The organism is Erythrobacter sp. S267, assembly GCF_057365045.1.
The window spans coordinates 3,108,755-3,129,949 of sequence record NZ_CP200298.1 but is presented as its reverse complement, the minus strand read 5'-3'; the positions used below and the strand labels follow the sequence as shown (position 1 = coordinate 3,129,949).

The window sequence follows — 21,195 nt, the reverse complement described above, 5'->3', positions numbered from 1 at the left end:
CATAGCTCTTATTCCGCCGCTTGTGCGAAGCCGTCATCATCGTCTTCACCATCGCCCAGCGAGGTGAGTTCGACATTCATGCCCAGCGAGCGCATTTCCTTGACGAGAACGTTGAAGCTCTCCGGAATGCCCGCTTCGAAGGTGTCGTCGCCCTTGACGATCGCTTCGTAGACCTTGGTCCGGCCAACGACATCGTCCGACTTGACCGTGAGCATTTCCTGCAAGGTGTAGGCGGCGCCGTATGCTTGCAGAGCCCAGACCTCCATCTCACCGAAGCGCTGTCCGCCGAACTGCGCTTTACCACCCAGCGGCTGCTGCGTGACGAGCGAGTATGGACCGATCGAGCGAGCGTGGATCTTGTCGTCGACCAGGTGGTGCAGCTTGAGCATGTAGATGATGCCCACAGTGACCTTGCGGTCAAAGGCGTCACCCGTGCGCCCATCATACAGCGTCGACTGGCCGGAGCTGTCGACACCGGCTTTTACAAGGTAGTCGGACACGTCGGCTTCGCGTGCACCGTCAAACACGGGCGTACCCATCGGGACACCTGCGGAGAGGTTGCTTGCAAGCTCAACAATCTGCTCAGCCGAACGGCTTTCCAGATCGTCAAAGTATTGCTCGCCATAGACGTCCTTCAGACGGTCGACGACTGCTGCAGGAGGCTTGACGCCCGCATAGTCCTCTGCCGCATTCGGGTTCGCTGCCTTCCACTCTTCGAGCTTCTCAGCGATGTCCATGCCAAGGCCGCGCGCTGCGAAGCCAAGGTGCGTTTCGAAAATCTGACCGACGTTCATACGCGAAGGCACGCCCAGCGGGTTCAGCACGAGATCAACCGGCGTTCCATCTTCGAGGAACGGCATGTCCTCAACCGGAAGGATGCGCGAAATCACACCCTTGTTTCCGTGACGGCCGGCCATCTTGTCGCCCGGCTGCAGCTTGCGCTTCACCGCGACGAAGACCTTGACCATCTTGAGCACGCCCGGCGCGAGTTCGTCACCACGCTCCAGCTTCTCCTTGCGGTCTTCGAACTTCGCATCGATCATCGCGACGCTTTCGTCATATTGCGACTTGATCGCTTCGATCTGCGCCTGACGTTTGTCGTCAGCAACAGCGAACTTGAACCACTCGTGCTTCTCAACATCGGCCAACACTTGCTCGCCGATTTCGATGCCCTTCTTCACGCCTTTGGGAGCCGCGCTGGCGGTTTGACCCATCAGCATGTCCTTCAGGCGGTTGTAAGTCGCACGGTTGAGGATGTTGCGTTCGTCAGCGGCATCCTTGCGGAGACGCTCGATTTCCTCGTTCTGGATCGCACGCGTACGGTCGTCGATTTCGATACCGTGGCGGTTGAACACACGGACTTCGACGATAGTACCAGCCACACCCGGCGGCAGACGCAGCGAGGTGTCGCGAACATCCGAAGCCTTCTCACCGAAGATGGCGCGCAGGAGCTTTTCTTCCGGCGTCATCGGGCTCTCGCCCTTCGGTGTGATCTTGCCGACCAGAATGTCACCCGGGTGCACTTCGGCCCCGATGTAAACGATGCCCGCTTCGTCGAGGTTGCGCAGGGCTTCCTCACCGACATTCGGGATATCGCGGGTGATGTCCTCTGGCCCAAGCTTCGTATCGCGGGCCATGACTTCGAACTCTTCGATATGGATCGAGGTGAAGACGTCATCCTTCACGATGCGTTCGCTGATCAGGATCGAGTCTTCGTAGTTGTAGCCATTCCACGGCATGAACGCGACGAGGCTGTTCTTGCCTAGCGCCAGCTCGCCCAGGTCCGTCGAAGGACCGTCAGCGATGATGTCGCCCGGCTCAACCACTTCGCCCACCTTCACCAGCGGACGCTGGTTGATGCAGGTGTTCTGGTTGGAGCGCTGGAATTTCTGCAGCGTGTAGATGTCGACGCCAGACTGACCGGCTTCGACATCGCCCTGTGCACGGATGACGATACGGGTCGCATCGACCTGATCGACGATGCCGCCGCGCTTGGCCGCAATCGCTGCGCCGGAATCGCGGGCAACGGTCTCTTCCATGCCGGTGCCGACCCACGGCGCCTCTGCCTTCACAAGCGGCACCGCCTGGCGCTGCATGTTCGAGCCCATCAGTGCGCGGTTCGCGTCATCATTCTCAAGGAACGGAATGAGCGAGGCTGCGACCGAGACAAGCTGCTTTGGCGAGACGTCCATCAGAGTGATCTGATCGTTCGGCGCCATCAGGTTGTCGCCAGCGTGACGGGCCGAGACGAGATCTTCGACGAAGGTCCCATCATCAGTCAGGTCAGCAGACGCCTGTGCGACGGTGTGCTTCTGCTCTTCCATGGCGGAGAGGTAGATCACATCGCCGGTCACCTTGTTGTTTTCAACTTGGCGATAGGGCGTTTCGATGAAGCCGTATTTGTTGACCCGGCTGAACGAAGCCAGCGAATTGATCAGACCGATATTCGGGCCTTCCGGCGTTTCAATCGGGCAGATACGGCCATAATGCGTCGGGTGAACGTCGCGGACTTCAAAGCCTGCGCGCTCACGCGTCAGACCACCTGGGCCAAGCGCTGAGACGCGGCGTTTGTGGGTGACTTCCGACAGCGGGTTGGTCTGGTCCATGAACTGCGACAGCTGCGAAGAGCCGAAGAATTCGCGGACAGCCGCGACAGCCGGCTTCGCGTTGATGAGGTCGTTGGGCATGACGGTCGAAACGTCGACCGAAGACATGCGCTCCTTAACCGCACGCTCCATGCGCAACAGGCCAACGCGGTACTGGTTTTCCAGCAGCTCACCCACCGAACGCACACGGCGGTTGCCGAGGTTGTCGATGTCGTCGACTTCGCCCTTGCCGTCTTTCAGGCCGACCAGCTCTTTGACCACGGCAAGGATGTCTTCCTTTCGCAGGGTCGTCACAGTGTCTTCGGCATCGAGGCCAAGACGCATGTTGAGCTTCACGCGGCCAACGGCCGACAGGTCATACCGCTCGCCATCGAAGAACAGGCCTTCGAACAGAGCTTCTGCGGTTTCCTTGGTCGGTGGTTCGCCCGGACGCATGACCTTGTAGATCGCCTCAAGACCCTCATCGCGGTTCTCGGCCTTGTCGACCTTCAGCGTGTTGCGGATCCACGGGCCGGTGTTGATCTCGTCAATGTCGAGCAGTTCGAGCTTGTCGAAGCCAGCTTCGTCGAGCGCTTCGATGTGCTCCATGGTCACTTCGTCGCCCGCTTCGATGTAGATCGAGCCGGTCTTTTCGTTGATCATGTCATAGGCGGCATAGCGGCCCACGGCTTCCTCGGTCGGGAGGAGCAAGTCCTTCAACCCATCCTTGGCCGCCTTGTTGGCAGCGCGGGGGGAGATTTTCTGGCCAGCCGGGAAGATTTCTTCGCCGGTCTTGGCGTCAACCAGACCGAAAGCCGGTTTCTGACCGCGCCAGTTTTCCGCGACAAACGGGACCTTCCAGCCATCCTTCGCACGCTCCCAGGTCATGGTTTCGTAGAAGTGATGCAGGATGCCTTCGCTATCGAGACCCAGCGCATAAAGCAGCGCGGTCACCGGCAGCTTGCGCTTACGGTCGATGCGGACGTTGACGATGTCCTTGGCGTCGAACTCAAAGTCGAGCCACGAACCGCGATAGGGAATGACGCGGGCAGCAAACAGCAGCTTGCCGGACGAGTGCGTCTTGCCGCGATCGTGGTCGAACAGAACGCCCGGCGAACGGTGCATCTGCGAAACGATCACACGCTCTGTGCCGTTGATGATGAAGGTGCCATTCTCCGTCATGAGCGGCATGTCGCCCATGTAAACGTCCTGCTCCTTGATATCGAGGACCGAGCGCGTTTCGGTTTCCTGATCGACTTCAAAGACGATGAGACGCAGAGTGACCTTCATCGGAGCGGCATAAGTGATGCCACGCTGACGACATTCAGTCGTGTCGTATTTGGGCTGCTCCAGCTCGTAGTGAACGAAGTCCAGTTCCGCCGTACCGGCAAAGTCGCGGATCGGGAAGACACTGCGCAGGGTCTTCTCAAGGCCGGAGACATAGCCGGTTTCCTTGTTCGAGCGCAGGAAGAACTCATAGCTCTCCCGCTGAACCTCGATCAGGTTGGGCATGTCGACGACTTCGTGGATGTCGCCGAAAATCTTACGGATGCGGCGTTTTGCGGTACCCTTAGCCGAACGGCTGCGGGTGGCTTTCGCTTTGGTTGCCATGGAGGGAGGTGCCTCTTTGTCCTGTGAGCACGCAAGGGAGAGGCCTCACGCGCAGTTGCTTCGTTTCGTCACGCGAGACGGAATGGGCCATAACAGACGCACAAGCGCTGCACACCGAGGCGCACCCTGTCTGGGTCCGCTCCAGTTGCAGCAAAAACGTCGCGTTATGGCTTGCACCGCTTCCATTCTTGAACCGATCCCCGCGCATGAATCAGTCCGGCTCGAAGCTGGTGTGTGGACAGGCATGTAGGAATAGGGGCGCTTCGCGTCAACACTGTCTTTGAGCGCCCGCATCCGCGGGCGCGTCCTCGCTAGACGTCCTCCGCTCCGCTGCGGACCCGCTGCGGGCGGCCAGTCGGCCTTGCGGTCGCGTGTGCGACCGTACTCCGCGCCATGCTTCCACTCGCAAAGCGGCCACAGTGATTCGAATCGGAGGCAATTCGGCACCCTGCAAGGCACGCAAACACTCCTCTTCGCACATATTGTTTTTCGATATGGCGAGAAATATTGCTTATCGATCAGTGTCTTATCGTTTTTCAATATTTATTGATTGACGATAAATTCCGTCGCGCCTAGCTATGGATTATTGAAATTCAATATGACACTTAACGGAGAACGATATGTCCACCTCACTCACCAACACTTTCGCCGCTTTCGCAGCCGTGATCCTCGCCTTTGCATCGCTCCATGCGATTGTGACCGTCCCACCCGCTTCGGCGCAGACCGGCACTCCGGCCATCAGCCAGACCGTCGAACTCGCGTAAGGCCAGGTTTCCTAGAGGGGCTCAACCCATGACAATGTACGAAAAACCCAATGACTTGCTGCTACTTGCCGGCAAGATCATGACCATTTTGATGCAAGGCTTTTCCGCACTAGGCGGAGTGCTGGTCGCGCTCGTCATTCCCTTGGTCATTTTCTTTCAGGATACGATCACCGCTGAGATCGCGGCAGATAACCCCGATGTAGTGGGCGCGTTCCCGGTCTTCCCCGTCGTCGCAGTGTTAGCCCTAGTCGTCGCCGCAACGGCCATGCTGTTCTTCTTCTTTGGAAGATTGCGGGCCATCATTGCCACTGTCGGAGAAGGCGACCCCTTCATCCCTGACAATGCGGACCGCCTCAACGTGATGGCATGGCTGCTGCTGGGCATCCAGATCATCGGTATACCCATCATGGGCTTTGCCCTTTGGGTGGCCAAGTGGGTCGACGAAGTGGAGAATTCCGAATTCACCGTTGACGCAGGGCTCGACCTGACCGGAATCTTGATGGTCATCATCCTCTTCATCCTTGCCCGGGTGTTCAAATATGGCGCAGCGATGCGCGAAGATCTCGAAGGGACTGTGTGATGCCTGCTGATGATGAAGGAGCAACGATCATGGTCAAACTCGACGACCTGCTGCACGAACGCCGCATGACTCTAACCGAACTGGCAGAACGGGTGGGCCTGACGCTGGCCAACCTCTCAATCCTGAAAACCGGCAAAGCCAAAGCGATCCGGTTCAGCACGCTGGCAGCAATCTGCCGCGAGTTGGACTGCCAGCCGGGCGATCTGTTGGAATACAAACTCTAAGCTAGGCAGTCGCAATTTGCTTGACTCTCGAGGCGCGCAGGCTAATTGCGCGCCTCGACTGTTTTTGCAGTCATCCGTCCGAGACAGTTGCTGAACGGAATATGCCGTCCTTAATTTGCAGCCTAGACGGGGAAAAGAGATTTACGCGGTCCGCCTACAGGATCGCAGCCGAGCCAGCTGGCTCACCCTCCTTCCCCATTGATGGACTTGTCCAGTGTCGATGAACGGCGCTGGATGATTTGAGCCGGTCGTTTGAGCATTGGTTTCAGGCGATCATAATGAAGGAGTATGGCATGGATCGTTCGCAGAAATCCGAAGCGGTTGCCCAGCTCAATGGCGTTTTCAACGAGGTCGGCGTGGTGGTTGTCACCCGCAATCTCGGCATGTCGGTGGAACAGTCCACCGAACTGCGCACGAAAATGCGTGAAGCGGGTGCCTCTTACAAGGTTGCGAAGAACCGTCTCGCCAAGCTCGCCCTGAAGGACACCGATTACGTTGGGCTCGAGGAATTCCTCAACGGCCCAACCGCGCTGGCCTGGTCGGAAGACCCGGTCTCGGCCGCTAAGGCCGCTGTCGAATTCGCCAAGTCGAACGACAAGCTGGAAATCGTCGGTGGTTCGATGGGCACGCAGGTGCTCGACGAAGCTGGAGTCAAGGCGCTTGCCTCGATGCCGAGCCTCGATGAGCTGCGCGGCACGATTGTTGGCCTCGTTAACGCCCCAGCGACGAAGATCGCTCAGGTCGTCACCGCACCCGCCAACAAGCTGGCTCGCGTTTTTGGTGCCTATGGCGCCAAGGAAGCTGCTTAACGCCTCGCCAGTTTGAGGCGCGAAAAACGAGACGTATTCGCGAACAACGAAACATCATGGGGTGATTTGAAAACCCCGCCACATAATTGGAGTGAACATCATGGCTGATATTGCCAAGCTTGTTGAAGAACTTTCGAAGCTGACCGTCCTTGAGGCAGCTGAACTTGCTAAAGCCCTCGAAGAAGAGTGGGGCGTTTCCGCTGCTGCTGCAGTGGCTGTTGCTGGCCCGGCTGGCGGCGGCGACGCCGGTGCAGCCGCTGAAGAGAAGGACGAATTCGACGTCATTCTCACCGGCGACGGCGGCAAGAAGATCCAGGTCATCAAGGAAGTCCGCGGCATCACCGGTCTCGGCCTTACCGAAGCCAAGGGTCTCGTCGAAGGCGCGCCCAAGCCGCTTAAGGAAGGCGTTGCCAAGGCAGAAGCCGAAGAGATCAAAGCCAAGATCGAAGCAGCTGGCGGCACCGTTGAGCTGAAGTAAGTCTTGCGCAAAGTTTTGCGAGTGTCTTGAAGCGCTCGCAATCAGGGGGCGGTGTCAGCAATGGCACCGCCCTTTTTGTTGGTAGCTTATTCGTAGGCTGGTGCCTGACTCGGCTCCTGATCGGCGGCATCATCGACCAACACATCGTCCGTTGTCTCGACGTGGCCAACCGGCAGGTCGCTCGGCGCTTGATCTATAGTACCATCGACCAGCCCTTCGACAGCAGTCTCGGCTTGACCAGCAGGCGGGGCAGCGGTCGCTCGCTGCGGAACTCGTGAGACACTCATCGGCGCATTTCGCACAGGCGGCGGGCCGTCGAATTGAAACTCAAGGTCATCTTCGGTGTAAGCCGTGAGCTCAGTCCCAGCCGGCATCCTGCCACTGCGCCCAGTCACAAATAGGCCTGCAACTGGAACCACAACAACCGCACCGACCGTCGCGACAGTGTTCCCTTCTCCTTCTTGGCGGAAAGTTCCATTTAGCGGAATGCGACGACCATTCACCTCAACATACATGATCTCAATCTCGAACTTGCCCGACTTTCCGAACATGCCCTTATTTGTCATCCATGTTACTCTACCGGTTGCTCTCGCTCCTTCCGGGATGATGACATAATCACCCATAATGACATCCGCAGCAACGGTTAGATAAAAGGTTGACCCTTCCTCCATCCGATTGCCTTTGGTGGTCAATTCCTCGTTCAAGCGAAGATAAACCTCAGTATTTGCTGGCAACACTGACACGTTCTCGGCAGCAGGAACCGATCGCTGGACTTGCATGGGGCCACTTTGCTGAGCGTAGCTCGGCGCAGCAACAGCTAACGCTGCCGCGAACACTGGTAGACATTTCATGTTTTGCACCTGTTTTCGTTGAAAAACTGTGCGGTCCTTAAGCTCGAATCTTCCGCGAGTCGAGCCGACCTCCTAACGGAGGCTAACTCCACTAACGCGGGATGATCTGATCGATCGCTGTGCTCTCGCCCCTGCCCTCACTGGCGCTGGGCAAGATGCTGATCTGTTCGACCTGGACCTTGGACGCGTTGGGCGCATCGTCATAGTCGATCCCGAACTCGATCTCGTCATAGGCGGGGTTATAGCGGATCGGAATGCCAGCCGACTGCATCTGTTCAAGCGTCACAAAAGCGTCGATCGACCGGCCTGCTCGCATATGGGCAAGCTCAGAGGCGCTGAACCGGCTGCGCAGCATGTCGACCACTGATCCCAGCCGGATCGCGATTGTCCCGTCGAGCTGCTGAAAATCGACCGAGCCGGTCAGCACGCCATTGATCCGCGCATCCAGCGTGCGCTTTTCGATGAGAGCGCTCTCCACAGCAGCGCTCGGGTTTAGGCCCGGCTCCGAAACCGGCAGCGGGATCGCCATGCGAGCAGCCTCATCCGAGCGATCCGGTGAAACGACCGGGATCGCTTCACGCGCCGCACCAGAGACATCAATCACGCCTGCAAAAGCGGCCTCGATCGATGAAGTATTCGGTGCCAATTGATTGCTTGCCAAGGACCCGATCCGGCGCTCATCGCGCGATGCAGACAGTCCGGGTGAATTCGCGGCGCGCGCATTCCCGACCTGCGGGGCTTCGACCAGAGCGGCCAAGGGTGCGGGCGCATCGCGGTTGGCGGGATTCTCTGCTGTTCGTGCATCGCCCATTGTCCGGGCGCGAGCGGACATCTCCACCGGGCGCGGCTGAGTCAATTCAAGCTCAGCAAATGCGATCTCGAAATGGAGCGATCCGGCCTCTAAGACCTCCAGCGGTCTCGAACGGTCGAAGGCGCCATAGTTGGTTTGGCTGCGATAGGTGACGGCGCTGGGAGCGATCTGCTCTGCCGCAATGATTTGGACATGGACCGGACCCTGCGATTGCGCAGCCGGGCTCCAGATCGTGTCAGGTAGGGGCGCGACCGGCGCGCCCATATCGATCCGCAAGACCGCAGTGCCAATCGCCCCGAATGAAACATCAGGAATGGTCACGGCGACAGCAATCGCCGCTGAGCCAACAAAGGCCCGCGCCTTGTATGCGAAATAGGGGCTGGTATGGGTGCCAGGATAATGAAGCGCCGCATCGCGCGCAGTGTACTCGCTCGCCTTCAAGGCGCGCGCACGATCAATGGCCGCGCCCTGCGTGCCCTTATCTTCCGTCGCTGTCGAAGTGGCGGAGTGCTCCACCGAATCCCCCAAAACTGCCCATTGCAGATATAGTTATGGAGCGATTCACCCTGTGGATAAAGAAGAATCTCTCCAACCGAGCAGCCGCACTGCCACCTCCATCCAAGATTTCGCTTCCCTCAAAGCCCGCACGGCCCTATTCGGATCGGCTCGCTCTTCCGCGCGGGCGGATGAGACAAATGAGCGAAACCACGCCCCTCAACGCGCCCGGTCAAGCCGAAGGCCCCTCTGGTTTGACCGAAGGAAAAGCGACCCTCACTTGGGGGCAAGAGCTGCGCGCGACGGCCATGCTGGCGACGCCTTTGGCAGCGGCGAACCTGCTTCAAATGCTCACCTATGCCATCGATGTGATCTTCATTGCACGGCTGGGGGACGAGCAGCTCGCCGCATCAGCACTCGCAGTTTCGCTATTTGGCCTGATCCTTTGGGCGATGACGTCGTTGACCGGGGCCGTCGCTCCGCTGATTGCCGAGGCGATTGGCGCAGGCGGTCCGACACTTCGTCCGGTGCGGCGCTCTGTGCGCATGGCACTGTGGCTGGCGGTGATCCTGGGCTTTGCAGGCATGGGGTTCTGCCTGCTGCTCGAACCAATCATGCGCGCCACCGGCCAGCAAGAGGCAATTATCGCGCTGGCGGTCGAGTACAACTACGTCATCATATTCTCGCTGATCCCGATGCTGTTGGCAGGCGTGTTGAGGAACTACGTCTCCGCCTTGGGCCGCCCGTTTTTTGCCACTGCGATCACGGCAGCGGGCATCTTCGTGAACGGGTTTGCCAATTACGCCTTCATCTTCGGCAATTTCGGCGCGCCAGAGCTGGGCCTGACCGGCGCAGCGATTGCGACGATCATCACGTCGCTGTTCACTTTGGTGGCCTACATCATCGCCATCCGGCTTGATCCCAATCTGCACCGCTACCGCATTTTTGGCCGCCTGTGGTCGCCCGATTGGGCGCGGTTCTGGCAGATCCTCAAAATCGGCACCCCCATCGCTCTGACGGTAAGCGCGGAGGCCGGGATTTTCGCGGCGGCGGCGTTCCTGATGGGCCGGTTCGGAGCGGCAGAGCTGGCCGGGCACACCGTCGCGCTGCAACTCGCCGCGCTCGCGTTCCAGATCCCGTTCGGCGTGGGACAGGCGGTGACGATCCGCGTCGGCTATTTCTACGGAGCGCGCAACCCTGAAGGCATCAAGCGGGCAGGCTGGGTCGCGGTTGGCCTGGGCGCGGGATTCATGACCCTCACCGCCAGCGCGATGATCCTTGCGCCGATGACTTTGCTGTCGATCTATGTCGATCCCTATGCCGCCAAGAACGCGGCACTGGTGGGCTTTGCGCTGCAATATCTGGTCCTCGCTGCAGCCTTCCAAATCGTAGACGGCGTGCAGGCAGTGGCGGCCGGCGCATTGCGCGGACTTCAGGACACGCGAATGCCGATGTGGATTGCTATTTTCAGCTATTGGGTGCCTGGCATCGGGCTTGCCGTGGGGCTGGGCTTTTACTCGCCGTTGCAAGGGATCGGCGTGTGGGTCGGGCTTGCCACCGGCCTCGCGGTAGCCGCGGTGCTTTTGCTGTGGCGCTGGATGGCGCGTGAGCGGCTGGGCTTGACCCGCAGGCCTACCGGGCGCCCTACACAAAAATTTTAATCTGAATCGCCTTGACTCATTGGTCCAGCGCAACCATCTGCGCCCTCGCTGGCACTCTTAGTCGAGAGTGCCAATTCGCTTTATCAACCCAAACCAAGAAAGGTCATCACTTATGGCATTTCGTCCACTTCACGACCGCGTTGTGGTCCGTCGCATCGAAGCCGACACCAAGACTGCAGGCGGCATCATCATCCCTGACAGCGCCCAGGAAAAGCCGAGCGAAGGCGAAGTCGTCTCCGTTGGCGAAGGCGCACGTGACGATGCAGGCAACCGCATCACCCTCGACGTGTCAGCAGGCGACCGCGTCCTGTTCGGCAAATGGTCGGGCACCGAAGTCAAGATCGACGGTGAAGACCTGCTGATCATGAAGGAAAGCGACATCATGGGGATCATCGGCTGATTGCCGCCCGACCCACACGCTTTCTAACCCAACACAGATTTTTCAGGAGAAACACCAATGGCTGCAAAGGACGTACAGTTCGGCCGCGAAGCGCGTGAGCGCATCCTCAAAGGCGTCGACACGCTCGCCAACGCCGTGAAAGTCACCCTCGGCCCCAAGGGTCGCAACGTTGTCATCGACAAGAGCTTTGGCGCACCGCGCATCACCAAGGACGGCGTCACCGTCGCCAAGGAAATCGAGCTTAAGGACAAGTTCGAAAACATGGGCGCGCAGATGCTCAAGGAAGTGGCGTCGAAGACCAACGACCTCGCCGGTGACGGCACCACCACCTCGACCGTGCTCGGCCAGGCGATCGTGCGCGAAGGCATGACCGCTGTTGCTGCTGGCATGAACCCGATGGACCTCAAGCGCGGCATCGACACCGCCACCGCCGCTGTGGTCGAGAACCTCAAGGCCCGTTCGAAGGAAGTCGCTGGCTCGGCTGAAATCGCTCAGGTCGGCGTCATCTCCGCCAACGGCGACAAGGAAGTCGGCGAGAAGATCGCAGAAGCGATGGAGAAGGTCGGCAAGGAAGGCGTCATCACCGTCGAAGAAGCCAAGGGTCTCGAATTTGAGCTCGACGTTGTCGAAGGCATGCAGTTCGACCGTGGCTACCTTTCGCCCTACTTCATCACCAACCCGGACAAGATGCTGGTTGAACTCGACAACCCCTATATCCTGATCCACGAAGCCAAGCTGTCGAACCTGCAGGCGATGCTGCCGGTGCTCGAAGCGGCGATGCAGAGCGGTCGTCCGCTTCTCATCATCGCGGAAGACATCGAAGGCGAAGCGCTCGCGACCCTCGTCGTGAACAAGCTGCGCGGCGGCCTGAAGGTTGCAGCGGTGAAGGCTCCGGGCTTCGGCGATCGTCGCAAGGCGATGCTGCAGGACATCGCAATCCTAACCAAGGGCGAGATGATCAGCGAAGATCTCGGCATCAAGCTTGAGAATGTCACGCTCGGCATGCTGGGTGAAGCCAAGCGCGTCACCATCGACAAGGACAACACCACCATCGTCGACGGCGCAGGCTCGGAAGACGACATCAAGGCCCGCGTCGGCGAAATCCGCACGCAGATCGACAACACCACCAGCGACTATGATCGTGAGAAGCTGCAAGAGCGTCTCGCCAAGCTCGCCGGCGGCGTTGCAGTGATCAAGGTTGGCGGTGCTTCGGAAGTCGAAGTGAAGGAACGCAAGGACCGCGTTGACGACGCCCTCCACGCAACCCGCGCTGCCGTCGAAGAAGGCATCGTCCCGGGCGGTGGTACGGCTCTGCTCTACGCAACCAAGGCGCTCGAAGGCGTCAAGGGCGACAATGACGACCAGACCCGCGGCATCGACATCGTTCGCCGTGCGATCATGGCACCGGTTCGCCAGATCGCTGAGAACGCCGGTCACGACGGTGCGGTTGTCTCGGGCAACCTGCTGCGTGAAGACGACGAAAGCCAAGGCTTCAACGCCGCGACTGACACCTATGAGAACCTGGTGGAAGCCGGCGTGATCGACCCAACCAAGGTTGTCCGCACCGCGCTGCAGGACGCAGCATCGGTTGCTGGCCTGCTGATCACCACCGAAGCGGCGATCACCGACGCTCCGGAAGACAAGAATGCGGCTCCTGCAATGCCCGATATGGGCGGCATGGGCGGCATGGGCGGCGGCATGGGCTTCTAAGCTCGCGCTAAGCTGCTACGCTTATAAAAAGGCCCCGGTGGACTGCGGTTCGCCGGGGCTCTTTTTTGTTTGTGCTGGACGCCGACGGGATAGCGCTGGCAGTAGCAGCCCGAATGAATTTCAGTTTCACAAAGGAACTCACCCGATGAACGAACACGTCACGATCACCATCGATAACCGCGTTGCCACTGTGACCATGGCGCGGCCGGACAAGCGCAATGCGATCTCGCAGGCCATGTATGCGAGCATGGCAAAGGCCTTGCGCGACTATGATGCAAATGATGATGCACGCGCTTTGGTGATTACGGGCGAAGGCGAGTACTTCACCGCGGGCAATGACCTCAAAGACTTCGCCATGGGGTCAGATCCTGATGCGCCGGCCCCAGTGGTTCAGTTTCTGGAGGCGATTGCTGCATGCTCCAAGCCGGTGATCGGCGCAGTTAATGGGCCTGCAATTGGCGTCGGCCTGACCATGCTGCTCCACTGCGACCTCGCTTTTGCGTCCGAGAACGCGACCATGTCCGCACCGTTTGTGGGACTGGGCCTGGTGCCAGAAGCCGCGTCGTCGCTGCTGTTGCCGCAAGCCGTAGGAGCGGCAGTTGCCAACGACATCTTCATGACAGGCCGTGCTCTGACCGCGCAAGAGGCTCTGCAATTCGGGCTTATCTCCCGCGTCTTTGCGCCAGATGAGTTCGCGGCGAGGGTCGGCGAGGTCGCGCTGCAGATCGCCAACTCGGCCCCAACCGCTCTCAAGAAAACCAAGGTTCTCGTCCTGCACCAGCGCGATGCGATTGCTGCGACGATGAAGGAAGAAGGCGCACACTTCTCCGCGCAGCTGGCCTCGCCCGATTTTGCCGAGAGCGTGGCGGCGAAGATGCAGGGACGTGCAGCCGTCTACAAATAAGCGCGTCGCATAAACAAAAGGGGCGGGGTAGCGTTGTGCCACCCCGCCCCTTTTGCGTTGCTTCTTAGGCTTACTCGCCTTCGCGGCTCGCAGCAGCCGCTTCAATGTCCGCTTCCGACCAGATCACTTGCGTCTGGGTCTGCGGGTTGAAGCGTGTGTTGGCGTAGCTGGCTGCCTCTGCCGCTGCGATTTCAGCGGGGTTCAGAAACTCGCTTGGCTCGAGAGCAAAGACGTCGATACCACGCGTGATCTCGGTGCCGTAGATGCGACCATTGTACCAGTATGACGACCAGTAACCGCCCACGACCAGCTGCTCGTCATCAATCGCGCCGCGGTCGAAATAGGCGATCTCAACCGGGTTGGAGCTGTCGGTGAAGTCCATCAGGCTGATGCCGCCCTGATACCAGCTCTGCACGAAGATATCGCGGCCCGGCACCGGAACGATGGAGCCGTTATGCGCGACGCAGTTTTCCATGTCGCTTTGGGGTCCGGGCATCTTGTAGTGGCTGCGGAATTCCAGCTTGCCATCGACGATGTCGTAGATCGCATTCGCGCCCCACGTCATCGGGTCCGATGCCTTGCAACGCGGACGGCCACCACCGCCCCACTCATCGGTGAAGATGACTTTGGTGCCGTCATTGCTGAAGGTCGCCGAGTGCCAATAGGCAAAGCCCTTGTCGAACACGGCGTCGATGCGGACCGGGTTATAAGGGTCGGAGATATCCATCAGGATCCCGTTGCCCGAACAGGCGCCCGCCGCGAGGTTCAGCGCCGGGAACACAGTGATGTCGTGGCACTGATTGGTCTGCCGGGTGTCCTGTGCGCCAGGCTCGCTCTCGCCGCCGAGCCACAGGCCGGCAATCTCGCCCGTCTCATCATCGGCAAAGACGCGCGGGCTGGACGTGATGCGGGCTTGGCTGGGGTCGGCAATCGGGATCTCGATCACGTCGATGCTGAACAGAGCGGTGCGCGTGTCCGACGGGTTGTCGATGCACCGCGCGAGTTCCTCTTGCTCACGCACGCGCGAAGTGCCGGAATTGTAGACGACCAGCTTTTCGTCATCCGCGCTCACAATCGAGTGGGTGTGGCTGCCCCGGCAGGTCTGAACCTGACCGACCTGACGCACAGCGGTGAGGTCAGAGATGTCGAAGATGCGAAGGCCGCGGAAACGCTCTTCCGAGACATCGCCTTCCACGCCCTGAAGCCCGCAATCGACGCGGCCACGGGTCTGCTCGACGCTCATGATAAGAAGGTCACCGGCGACCGAAACGTCACCCTGACCGCCCGGACACACGACCGAGCTCAGAAGCGTCGGCGCACCATCTTCGCCCAGGCGATAGATGTTGAAGCCGTGATAGTTGCCCGCGACCATGATGTCGTCGAAGAAGGCCAAGTCGGTGTTGGCAAAGTCGAGCAGCGGCGAACGCTCGGCAAACTCGGTAAGGCTTTCGCCGTCTTCGGGATCACCGGTTTCCTCTTCAGAAGTCTCAGCTTCGGGAGCTTCGGTATCTTCCGCCTCTTCTTCCATCTCGTCCTCATCCTGTGGGACAGGTGGGCGCAGATCGGCGGGATTGTCGGGGTTGAAGAAGCCAGCCGGCTTGGGCAGCGAAGCGACTTTACGCAGGTTCCAAATCGCTTCGCCTGCATCGGCAAAGCCCGGAGTCAGGCCGGCACGCGGGTCTTCGGAGAGACCGGCAAGCACGACATCCATCCGCTCAATTTCGGTAGATTGGTCGTTGTCGACATCGCCAACAAAGCGGTAAAGAATGGGGTCTGCCGCACTGCCCGGTTGCTCAAGCAGTTCATCCACCATCGTGATCGCCCCTTCGTGGTGAGCAATCATCAGGGTCAGGAACATCCTATCAAAGTCAGTGCCTTCAAGAGTGGCAAGCTCCGCCATTTGCTCCGGCGTCGCCATGCCGGCCATTTGCGAATGATCGACGCCGTGATGGCCCCCATGATGCCCCCCATTATGATCATGGCCGGAATGGTCATGGCCGCTGTGATCGTGGCCCGAATGATCCATCTCTCCCGGCGTAATGGTCTTCTCACCACGTTCGGCAAGCCATTCGTTCATGAAGGTGATCTCATCCGCCTGGCTCGACAGGATGCGGCCAGCAATCGTTACAACGTCTTCGTTGTTGGTGCGGTCCGCGACCAGCTGAGACATCTCAACCGCCTGCTGGTGGTGGACGATCATGCCCTGCATGAAACGCACATCCGCATCGGTGTAGCTGGCGGACGCCAACTGCGTCGCTTCATCCGCGCTGAGCGTCTTGCTGGCTTGGCCCGGAGCGCCCGGCTGCACGATCGGGGCTGATTGGGCCCCATTGGATTGGGCCCCATTGGATTGGGCCATCGCCATGCTCGACCCGCCGAGCATCATGGCGAGGAGCAGCGAGCGCGAGGAGAAAGACGTAAGGTTACGTGTGGAGGTCATAATGGTCCCTGTCGTTGAAACTTTTCGGACGCATCACTGAAGCTCCTGTCGCTCAAGTCAAGGCTGTCTATCGCTGGCAGGTGCTCTGGAATTGCCCAAGGCAATAATGGAACTTACAGAGGCTCTAGATGTTCCATTTATGTCGCGCCAATCCGCTCGAAACGGAGTCGGTCGCGTGCGCCGCACAATTCGTCGCACGCGGCGAATCGAGTGCTTGCCGCGACGAATCCCGCGCACCTAGTCTCGCGCATTAAGTCCACGCTAACCCTGAGCAGAGTACTTTTTCACGATGACCCAACATCCCCGCACCCCTCTCCTCAGACGCTCTTTAATGCTCATTGGCGCCCCGCTGGCGGCCTTCGCTGCGTCATTCTCCATGCCTGCCGCAGCGCAGACGAACGATCTGCAGGCGAGTTTCGACGACGCTTTCGGCACAGAGATGCGTTCGCCAGAGACCTTTGAGGCGATCTACGCCAACGGGTTTGAGCAACGGATTGCTGAACTTGCCGATGGGGGCCAAGGCCGGATCGGCGTCGCTGCGCTGGACCTCACCACTGGAGAGCAGATTGCGGTCCTGGGCGATCAGCTTTTCCCGATGGCCTCCACCAGCAAGATCGCGGTGGCTGCAACCTACCTCGAGATGGTCGAGCAAGGCCGCTACTCGCTCACCAGCGAATTTCCGCTGTTGATCCCGGTGCGCTCACGCAAGTATTCTTCACCTGCAGCGCCGGTTCGCGAAGGTGAGAATATGGCAGCGATTGATCTGATTGAGATCATGATCACCCGCTCGAGCAACCCGGCTACCGACGCGTTGCTCGCAGCGGTGGGCGGTCCTGAGGCGGTGAACGATTGGATGCGCCGCCAAGGCATCAATGACTTTTCGATCGACCGCGACATCGCGACCTTGGTGCGCGACGATGGCGAGTATGATCCGGCGAGCTGGATCGATCCGCGCGACGCGGCAACCCCGCGTGCAATGGTCCGGTTGCTGGAAGGTCTTTATCGCGGAGACTTCCTCTCCGAGCAAAGCCGTCAAGTGTTGCTCGGTTCTATGAGCCGGACGGTCACCGGTCGACGCCGCATCCCTGCTTTCATGCCCGAAACAGCCCGCGTCAGTCACAAGACCGGATCGCTCAACAATACATCGAGCGACATTGGCATTATCGAGGCACCGGACGGACGCGCGATTGCGGTGGCGATTTATGTAACCGGTCAGGGCACCCGCCGAAACCGTGAAGCGCGCATCGCTGCGATAGCGCGAGCCCTGTATGACGGATTCAACGCCCAGCCCCAAGACAATCGCAATTGGACAAGCGCGCCGCGCACCGGCGGCTAACGGGCGCTCCATCAGGGCAAGCAGCAAAGAAAAAGGCGGCACTCCATCAGGAGTACCGCCTTTTCTTATGATTGCTCCGTTGCCAGAGCGATCAGGTCATCCGATTACTCGGAGTCGCCCGACATCATGTCTTCAGCAGCTGCGGCAGCGCCTTCAGCAGCTTCGGTCACGTCATCAGCAGCACCTTCGACAGCGTCGGTGGTTGCGTCTGCAGCGCCTTCAGCGGCTTCAGCAGTTGCGTCGGCAGCGCCTTCAGCAGCTTCAGCGGTTTCGTTGGCCATTGCGTCGGCTTCAGCAGCCATCGCGTCAACGGTTTCACCGGCGGTGTCAGCAGTTTCGCCGCAAGCAGCGAGGCCCAGAGCCGAAGTAGCGACGGCAGCGGCAAGAACGATCTTACGCATGATTTCAATTCCTTAGTTCAGCGAATGAAACGGGAGCCGCCATTATGATTGGCGGGCACCAAAGCCGGTATTTCGCTCCGACTCTGCGGATACAAATAATGGCCGAAATGTGTCATTACAAGCGAAATGTGGCGAAATGAGGCCTTTTCGCCATATTCTCGCCTCAATTCCGCCGCTTTTCTGGCCCGGCTCGTCCCGCACTTCCTACCGGGAAAATCGAGCATCAAATCCGGGGTATGGTGCGCGCTAAACGGCTTACACCGAGGCCGGAGCAATGCTAGCAAGCTGCCTATGTCAGACACGCAGCAGCATCTCTATCTCGTCGATGGATCATCCTACATTTTCCGCGCCTATCACAGGCTCCCGCCGCTGACCGATCCCGAGGGAACACCGGTTGGTGCGGTTTACGGCTACACGACGATGTTGTGGAAGCTCGCCGACGATTTGGAAGCTGCCGACGGCCCGACTCACTTGGCGGTGATTCTCGACAAGGACTCGAAGAGTTTCCGCAACGACATCTACCCCGAATATAAGGCGAACAGGCCTGAGCCACCTGAGGATCTGCGCCCGCAATTCCCGCTGATCCGCGATGCGACACGTGCTTTCAGCCTTCCCTGCATCGAGGAGTCGGGACTGGAAGCGGACGATCTGATCGCTTCCTATGCGCGCGCTGCACAACGCGCCGGATGCAACGTCACCATTGTGTCCTCGGACAAGGATCTGATGCAACTGGTGGGCGAGGAGAACGGTGCCCGCATCGACATGCTCGACACGATGAAGAGCGCGCGCATCTATATTCCTGAGGTCGAGGAAAAGTTCGGCGTTACCCCCGATCTGGTCGGCGATGTCCTCGCGCTGATGGGCGACAGTGTCGACAACATTCCCGGCATTTACGGCGTTGGGCCCAAGACTGCTTCGAAGCTGATCTCCGAACACGGCTCTCTGACCGCTGCACTCGATCAGGCACCGGACATGAAGAAGTCGAAACTGAAAGAGCGCCTGATCGAAGGGCGCGAAGATGCGGAGATGTCGCGCGTTCTTGTGACGCTCAAGGAAGATTGCGACCTGCCCGTTGATATCGAGGACATGAAGATTGAGGGTATTCCGCCCGAACCCCTCGCCGCCTTCCTGGAAAAGCACGGCTTTACATCGTTGCTCAAGCGACTGGGCGCAGGCACTGGCAGCCCAGAACGCGCCAACAACCTCAATCCGGCCAAGGCCGACAAAGCCGGCGATGAAGGCACAGCGGAAGGAAACCGCCAGCCCATCGCCGAGATGCCCAAGGTTGATCGCAAAGCCTACGAAACCGTGCAGACGATGGAGCGTCTGCAAGACTGGATCGCACGCGCAACCGCTGCGCGGCTGGTCGCGGTCGATACGGAGACCTCGTCGCTCGATGCGATGCAGGCGGAACTGGTTGGGGTTAGCCTTGCGCTTGGTCCCAACGACGCATGCTACATCCCGCTCGCCCATGGTGGCGGTGACATGTTTGCAGAGAAGCTCGACCAGATCCCGACGGATGATGCGCTTGCTGCCCTGAAACCGATGCTGGAGGATGATAGCGTCCTCAAAGTCTTCCAGAACGGCAAATACGACCTGAATGTGCTTTCGCGAGTCGGTGTTAACGTCTCTCCTATCGAGGACACAATGGTCATCAGCTTCGACCTAGACGCTGGACGCGGTGAAGGCATGGGCGGCGGCCATGGGATGGACGAGTTGTCCGAACGGCATCTGGGCCACACGCCGCTTTCCTTCAAAGAGATCTGCGGGACTGGCAAAAAGGCCATCCCCTTTGGCGAAGTGCCGCTCGACCGCGCAACCGAATACGCTGCCGAGGACGCGGACGTCACATTGCGGCTCTATCGGATGCTCAAGCCGCGGCTCGCCGAAGAGGGCGGCACGGGTATCTACGAACGCGTCGACCGGCCGCTGATCCCGGTTGTCGCGGGAATGGAGCGCGAAGGCATCAAGGTCGACCGCGCGCAGCTCGCCCGCCTCTCAGAGGAATTCGCGACAAAGACGGCTGAGCTCGAAGGAGAGATCCACGAAATCGCAGGGCAAGAATTCAGCGTGGGAAGCCCCAAGCAGCTGGGCGAAATCCTGTTCGACAAGATGGGTTTCAAGGGCGGCAAGAAAGGCAAGAGCGGCGCCTATTCGACCGATCAGGCAACCCTTGAGAAACTGAGCGCTGATCCCGAAGCTGCGGGCATTACCAAGAAGGTGCTCGAATGGCGGCACTTGTCGAAGCTCAAATCGACCTACACCGATGCTCTTCAAGGGCAGATCAACCCGAATACGGGGCGAGTGCACACCAGCTACTCATTGGTCGGCGCGCAGACGGGCCGCCTCTCATCCACTGATCCGAATTTGCAGAACATCCCGATCCGGACCGAGATTGGACGCACTATCCGGCAAGCCTTTGTGCCAGAGAGCGGCAACGTTCTGCTCGCCGCCGACTACAGCCAGATTGAGCTGCGGCTTGCGGCCCACATGGCCGAAGTCGATACTCTTAAAGAGGCCTTCGCTAATGGCGAGGACATCCACGCGCGCACCGCAACGGAGATGTTCGGCGAAGTTACACGCGACACGCGCGCTCGCGCCAAGACGATCAACTTCGCAATCCTCTACGGCATCTCGCGCTGGGGTCTTGCCGGTCGGCTAGAGGTCGAGCCGGACGAGGCTCAGGACATGATCGACACCTATTTCAAGCGCTTCCCCGGCATCCAGCGCTACATCCATGAAACGCTCGATACGGTGCGCAACAAGGGCTATTCGGAGACGCTGTTCGGGCGCAAGACGTGGTTCCCGCGCATCGCGTCGAAGAATCAGGCCGAGCGGCAGGGATCGGAGCGCGCTGCGATCAACGCGCCGATCCAAGGCACCAGCGCAGACATCATCAAGCGGGCGATGGTGCGCATGCTCCCGGCTCTCGAAGATGCAGGGCTCACCCATGTGCGGATGCTGCTGCAGGTGCACGATGAATTGGTGTTCGAGCTGCCTGAAGGCGACGTCGCAGCCGCCTCGCCGATCATCGAACGCGTGATGGCCGAGGCTGCACTACCGGCGGTGACGCTCGACGTACCACTTGCCATCGACATTGGCACAGGCGCATCATGGGATGACGCGCACTAGGCA

General features: G+C 59.7%; 16 protein-coding genes. 11 read left to right on the top strand and 5 right to left on the bottom strand.

Annotated elements, in window-relative coordinates; translation table 11 throughout:
* Positions 1–8 precede the first annotated feature (8 nt).
* Positions 9–4,196, bottom strand: coding sequence for a DNA-directed RNA polymerase subunit beta (gene rpoB, locus AC0V6X_RS14805; protein ID WP_486185309.1), 4,188 nt, complete (start codon positions 4,194–4,196; stop codon positions 9–11).
* A 620-nt stretch (positions 4,197–4,816) separates the two neighbouring features.
* Here rpoB and AC0V6X_RS14800 point away from each other — a divergent pair.
* The 5 genes from AC0V6X_RS14800 to rplL all read left to right on the top strand — a co-directional run bounded on the left by AC0V6X_RS14800 (position 4,817) and on the right by rplL (position 7,051).
* On the top strand, positions 4,817–4,960 hold the full coding sequence (locus tag AC0V6X_RS14800; RefSeq protein ID WP_486185308.1) for a hypothetical protein: 144 nt from the start codon (positions 4,817–4,819) through the stop codon (positions 4,958–4,960).
* A gap of 28 nt (positions 4,961–4,988) precedes the next feature.
* Positions 4,989–5,540 carry a DUF2975 domain-containing protein gene (locus AC0V6X_RS14795; RefSeq protein WP_486185307.1) on the top strand — a complete coding sequence of 184 codons (552 nt, stop codon included), beginning with the start codon at positions 4,989–4,991 and terminating at the stop codon, positions 5,538–5,540.
* Positions 5,540–5,764, top strand: coding sequence for a helix-turn-helix domain-containing protein (locus tag AC0V6X_RS14790; RefSeq protein WP_486185306.1), 225 nt, complete (start codon positions 5,540–5,542; stop codon positions 5,762–5,764). The genes AC0V6X_RS14795 and AC0V6X_RS14790 overlap by 1 nt, the downstream gene beginning before the upstream one ends.
* A 293-nt stretch (positions 5,765–6,057) precedes the next feature.
* The gene (gene rplJ, locus AC0V6X_RS14785) at positions 6,058–6,573 is read left to right on the top strand and encodes a 50S ribosomal protein L10 (protein ID WP_486185305.1); all 516 of its coding nucleotides are present in this window, start codon (positions 6,058–6,060) and stop codon (positions 6,571–6,573) included.
* Between the two features lie 100 nt (positions 6,574–6,673).
* Positions 6,674–7,051: a 50S ribosomal protein L7/L12 gene (gene rplL / locus AC0V6X_RS14780; RefSeq protein WP_486185304.1), complete on the top strand. Its 378-nt coding sequence runs from the start codon at positions 6,674–6,676 to the stop codon at positions 7,049–7,051.
* An 86-nt stretch (positions 7,052–7,137) separates the two neighbouring features.
* Here the strand turns inward: rplL and AC0V6X_RS14775 are convergent, their stop codons facing one another.
* Together AC0V6X_RS14775 and AC0V6X_RS14770 are read right to left on the bottom strand one after the other, a co-directional pair.
* The gene (locus tag AC0V6X_RS14775; RefSeq protein WP_486185303.1) at positions 7,138–7,755 is read right to left on the bottom strand and encodes a hypothetical protein; all 618 of its coding nucleotides are present in this window, start codon (positions 7,753–7,755) and stop codon (positions 7,138–7,140) included.
* A 238-nt stretch (positions 7,756–7,993) separates the two neighbouring features.
* Positions 7,994–9,229 (bottom strand): hypothetical protein, encoded by a 1,236-nt coding sequence (locus AC0V6X_RS14770; RefSeq protein WP_486185302.1) that lies wholly within the window; start codon positions 9,227–9,229, stop codon positions 7,994–7,996.
* 179 nt (positions 9,230–9,408) lie between these two features.
* On the opposite strand from AC0V6X_RS14770, the gene AC0V6X_RS14765 reads away from it, so the two are divergent.
* The 4 genes from AC0V6X_RS14765 to AC0V6X_RS14750 all read left to right on the top strand — a co-directional run bounded on the left by AC0V6X_RS14765 (position 9,409) and on the right by AC0V6X_RS14750 (position 13,883).
* The gene (locus AC0V6X_RS14765; protein WP_486185301.1) at positions 9,409–10,869 is read left to right on the top strand and encodes an MATE family efflux transporter; all 1,461 of its coding nucleotides are present in this window, start codon (positions 9,409–9,411) and stop codon (positions 10,867–10,869) included.
* Positions 10,870–10,981: 112 nt separating this feature from the next.
* The gene (locus tag AC0V6X_RS14760; protein WP_486185300.1) at positions 10,982–11,269 is read left to right on the top strand and encodes a co-chaperone GroES; all 288 of its coding nucleotides are present in this window, start codon (positions 10,982–10,984) and stop codon (positions 11,267–11,269) included.
* 57 nt (positions 11,270–11,326) lie between these two features.
* Complete coding sequence (gene groL / locus AC0V6X_RS14755; protein WP_486185299.1) at positions 11,327–12,979, top strand: chaperonin GroEL; 1,653 nt, start codon at positions 11,327–11,329, stop codon at positions 12,977–12,979.
* 145 nt (positions 12,980–13,124) lie between these two features.
* Positions 13,125–13,883, top strand: a complete 759-nt coding sequence (locus AC0V6X_RS14750) for an enoyl-CoA hydratase/isomerase family protein (RefSeq protein ID WP_486185298.1) — start codon at positions 13,125–13,127, stop codon at positions 13,881–13,883.
* Between the two features lie 70 nt (positions 13,884–13,953).
* Here the strand turns inward: AC0V6X_RS14750 and AC0V6X_RS14745 are convergent, their stop codons facing one another.
* Positions 13,954–16,323: a DUF305 domain-containing protein gene (locus AC0V6X_RS14745; protein WP_486185297.1), complete on the bottom strand. Its 2,370-nt coding sequence runs from the start codon at positions 16,321–16,323 to the stop codon at positions 13,954–13,956.
* A 331-nt stretch (positions 16,324–16,654) separates the two neighbouring features.
* Here AC0V6X_RS14745 and AC0V6X_RS14740 point away from each other — a divergent pair, with 331 nt between their 5' ends.
* Positions 16,655–17,659 carry a serine hydrolase gene (locus AC0V6X_RS14740; RefSeq protein ID WP_486185296.1) on the top strand — a complete coding sequence of 335 codons (1,005 nt, stop codon included), beginning with the start codon at positions 16,655–16,657 and terminating at the stop codon, positions 17,657–17,659.
* Between the two features lie 104 nt (positions 17,660–17,763).
* Here the strand turns inward: AC0V6X_RS14740 and AC0V6X_RS14735 are convergent, their stop codons facing one another.
* A complete protein-coding gene (locus AC0V6X_RS14735) occupies positions 17,764–18,060 on the bottom strand; it encodes a hypothetical protein (protein ID WP_486185295.1) in 297 nt (98 codons plus the stop codon).
* A gap of 291 nt (positions 18,061–18,351) precedes the next feature.
* Here AC0V6X_RS14735 and polA point away from each other — a divergent pair, with 291 nt between their 5' ends.
* Positions 18,352–21,192, top strand: coding sequence for a DNA polymerase I (gene polA / locus AC0V6X_RS14730; protein WP_486185294.1), 2,841 nt, complete (start codon positions 18,352–18,354; stop codon positions 21,190–21,192).
* Positions 21,193–21,195: the final 3 nt, after the last annotated feature.

Coding starts and splice junctions, on each gene's coding strand:
- groL (WP_486185299.1), top strand. CDS start 11,327: ATGGCTGCAAAGGACGTACAGTTCGGCCGCGAAGCGCGTGAGCGCATC.
- rplL (WP_486185304.1), top strand. CDS start 6,674: ATGGCTGATATTGCCAAGCTTGTTGAAGAACTTTCGAAGCTGACCGTC.
- AC0V6X_RS14760 (WP_486185300.1), top strand. CDS start 10,982: ATGGCATTTCGTCCACTTCACGACCGCGTTGTGGTCCGTCGCATCGAA.
- AC0V6X_RS14795 (WP_486185307.1), top strand. CDS start 4,989: ATGACAATGTACGAAAAACCCAATGACTTGCTGCTACTTGCCGGCAAG.
- AC0V6X_RS14745 (WP_486185297.1), bottom strand. CDS start 16,323: ATGACCTCCACACGTAACCTTACGTCTTTCTCCTCGCGCTCGCTGCTC.
- rpoB (WP_486185309.1), bottom strand. CDS start 4,196: ATGGCAACCAAAGCGAAAGCCACCCGCAGCCGTTCGGCTAAGGGTACC.
- AC0V6X_RS14735 (WP_486185295.1), bottom strand. CDS start 18,060: ATGCGTAAGATCGTTCTTGCCGCTGCCGTCGCTACTTCGGCTCTGGGC.
- AC0V6X_RS14800 (WP_486185308.1), top strand. CDS start 4,817: ATGTCCACCTCACTCACCAACACTTTCGCCGCTTTCGCAGCCGTGATC.
- AC0V6X_RS14740 (WP_486185296.1), top strand. CDS start 16,655: ATGCTCATTGGCGCCCCGCTGGCGGCCTTCGCTGCGTCATTCTCCATG.
- AC0V6X_RS14790 (WP_486185306.1), top strand. CDS start 5,540: ATGCCTGCTGATGATGAAGGAGCAACGATCATGGTCAAACTCGACGAC.
- rplJ (WP_486185305.1), top strand. CDS start 6,058: ATGGATCGTTCGCAGAAATCCGAAGCGGTTGCCCAGCTCAATGGCGTT.
- AC0V6X_RS14765 (WP_486185301.1), top strand. CDS start 9,409: ATGAGCGAAACCACGCCCCTCAACGCGCCCGGTCAAGCCGAAGGCCCC.
- polA (WP_486185294.1), top strand. CDS start 18,352: ATGTCAGACACGCAGCAGCATCTCTATCTCGTCGATGGATCATCCTAC.
- AC0V6X_RS14750 (WP_486185298.1), top strand. CDS start 13,125: ATGAACGAACACGTCACGATCACCATCGATAACCGCGTTGCCACTGTG.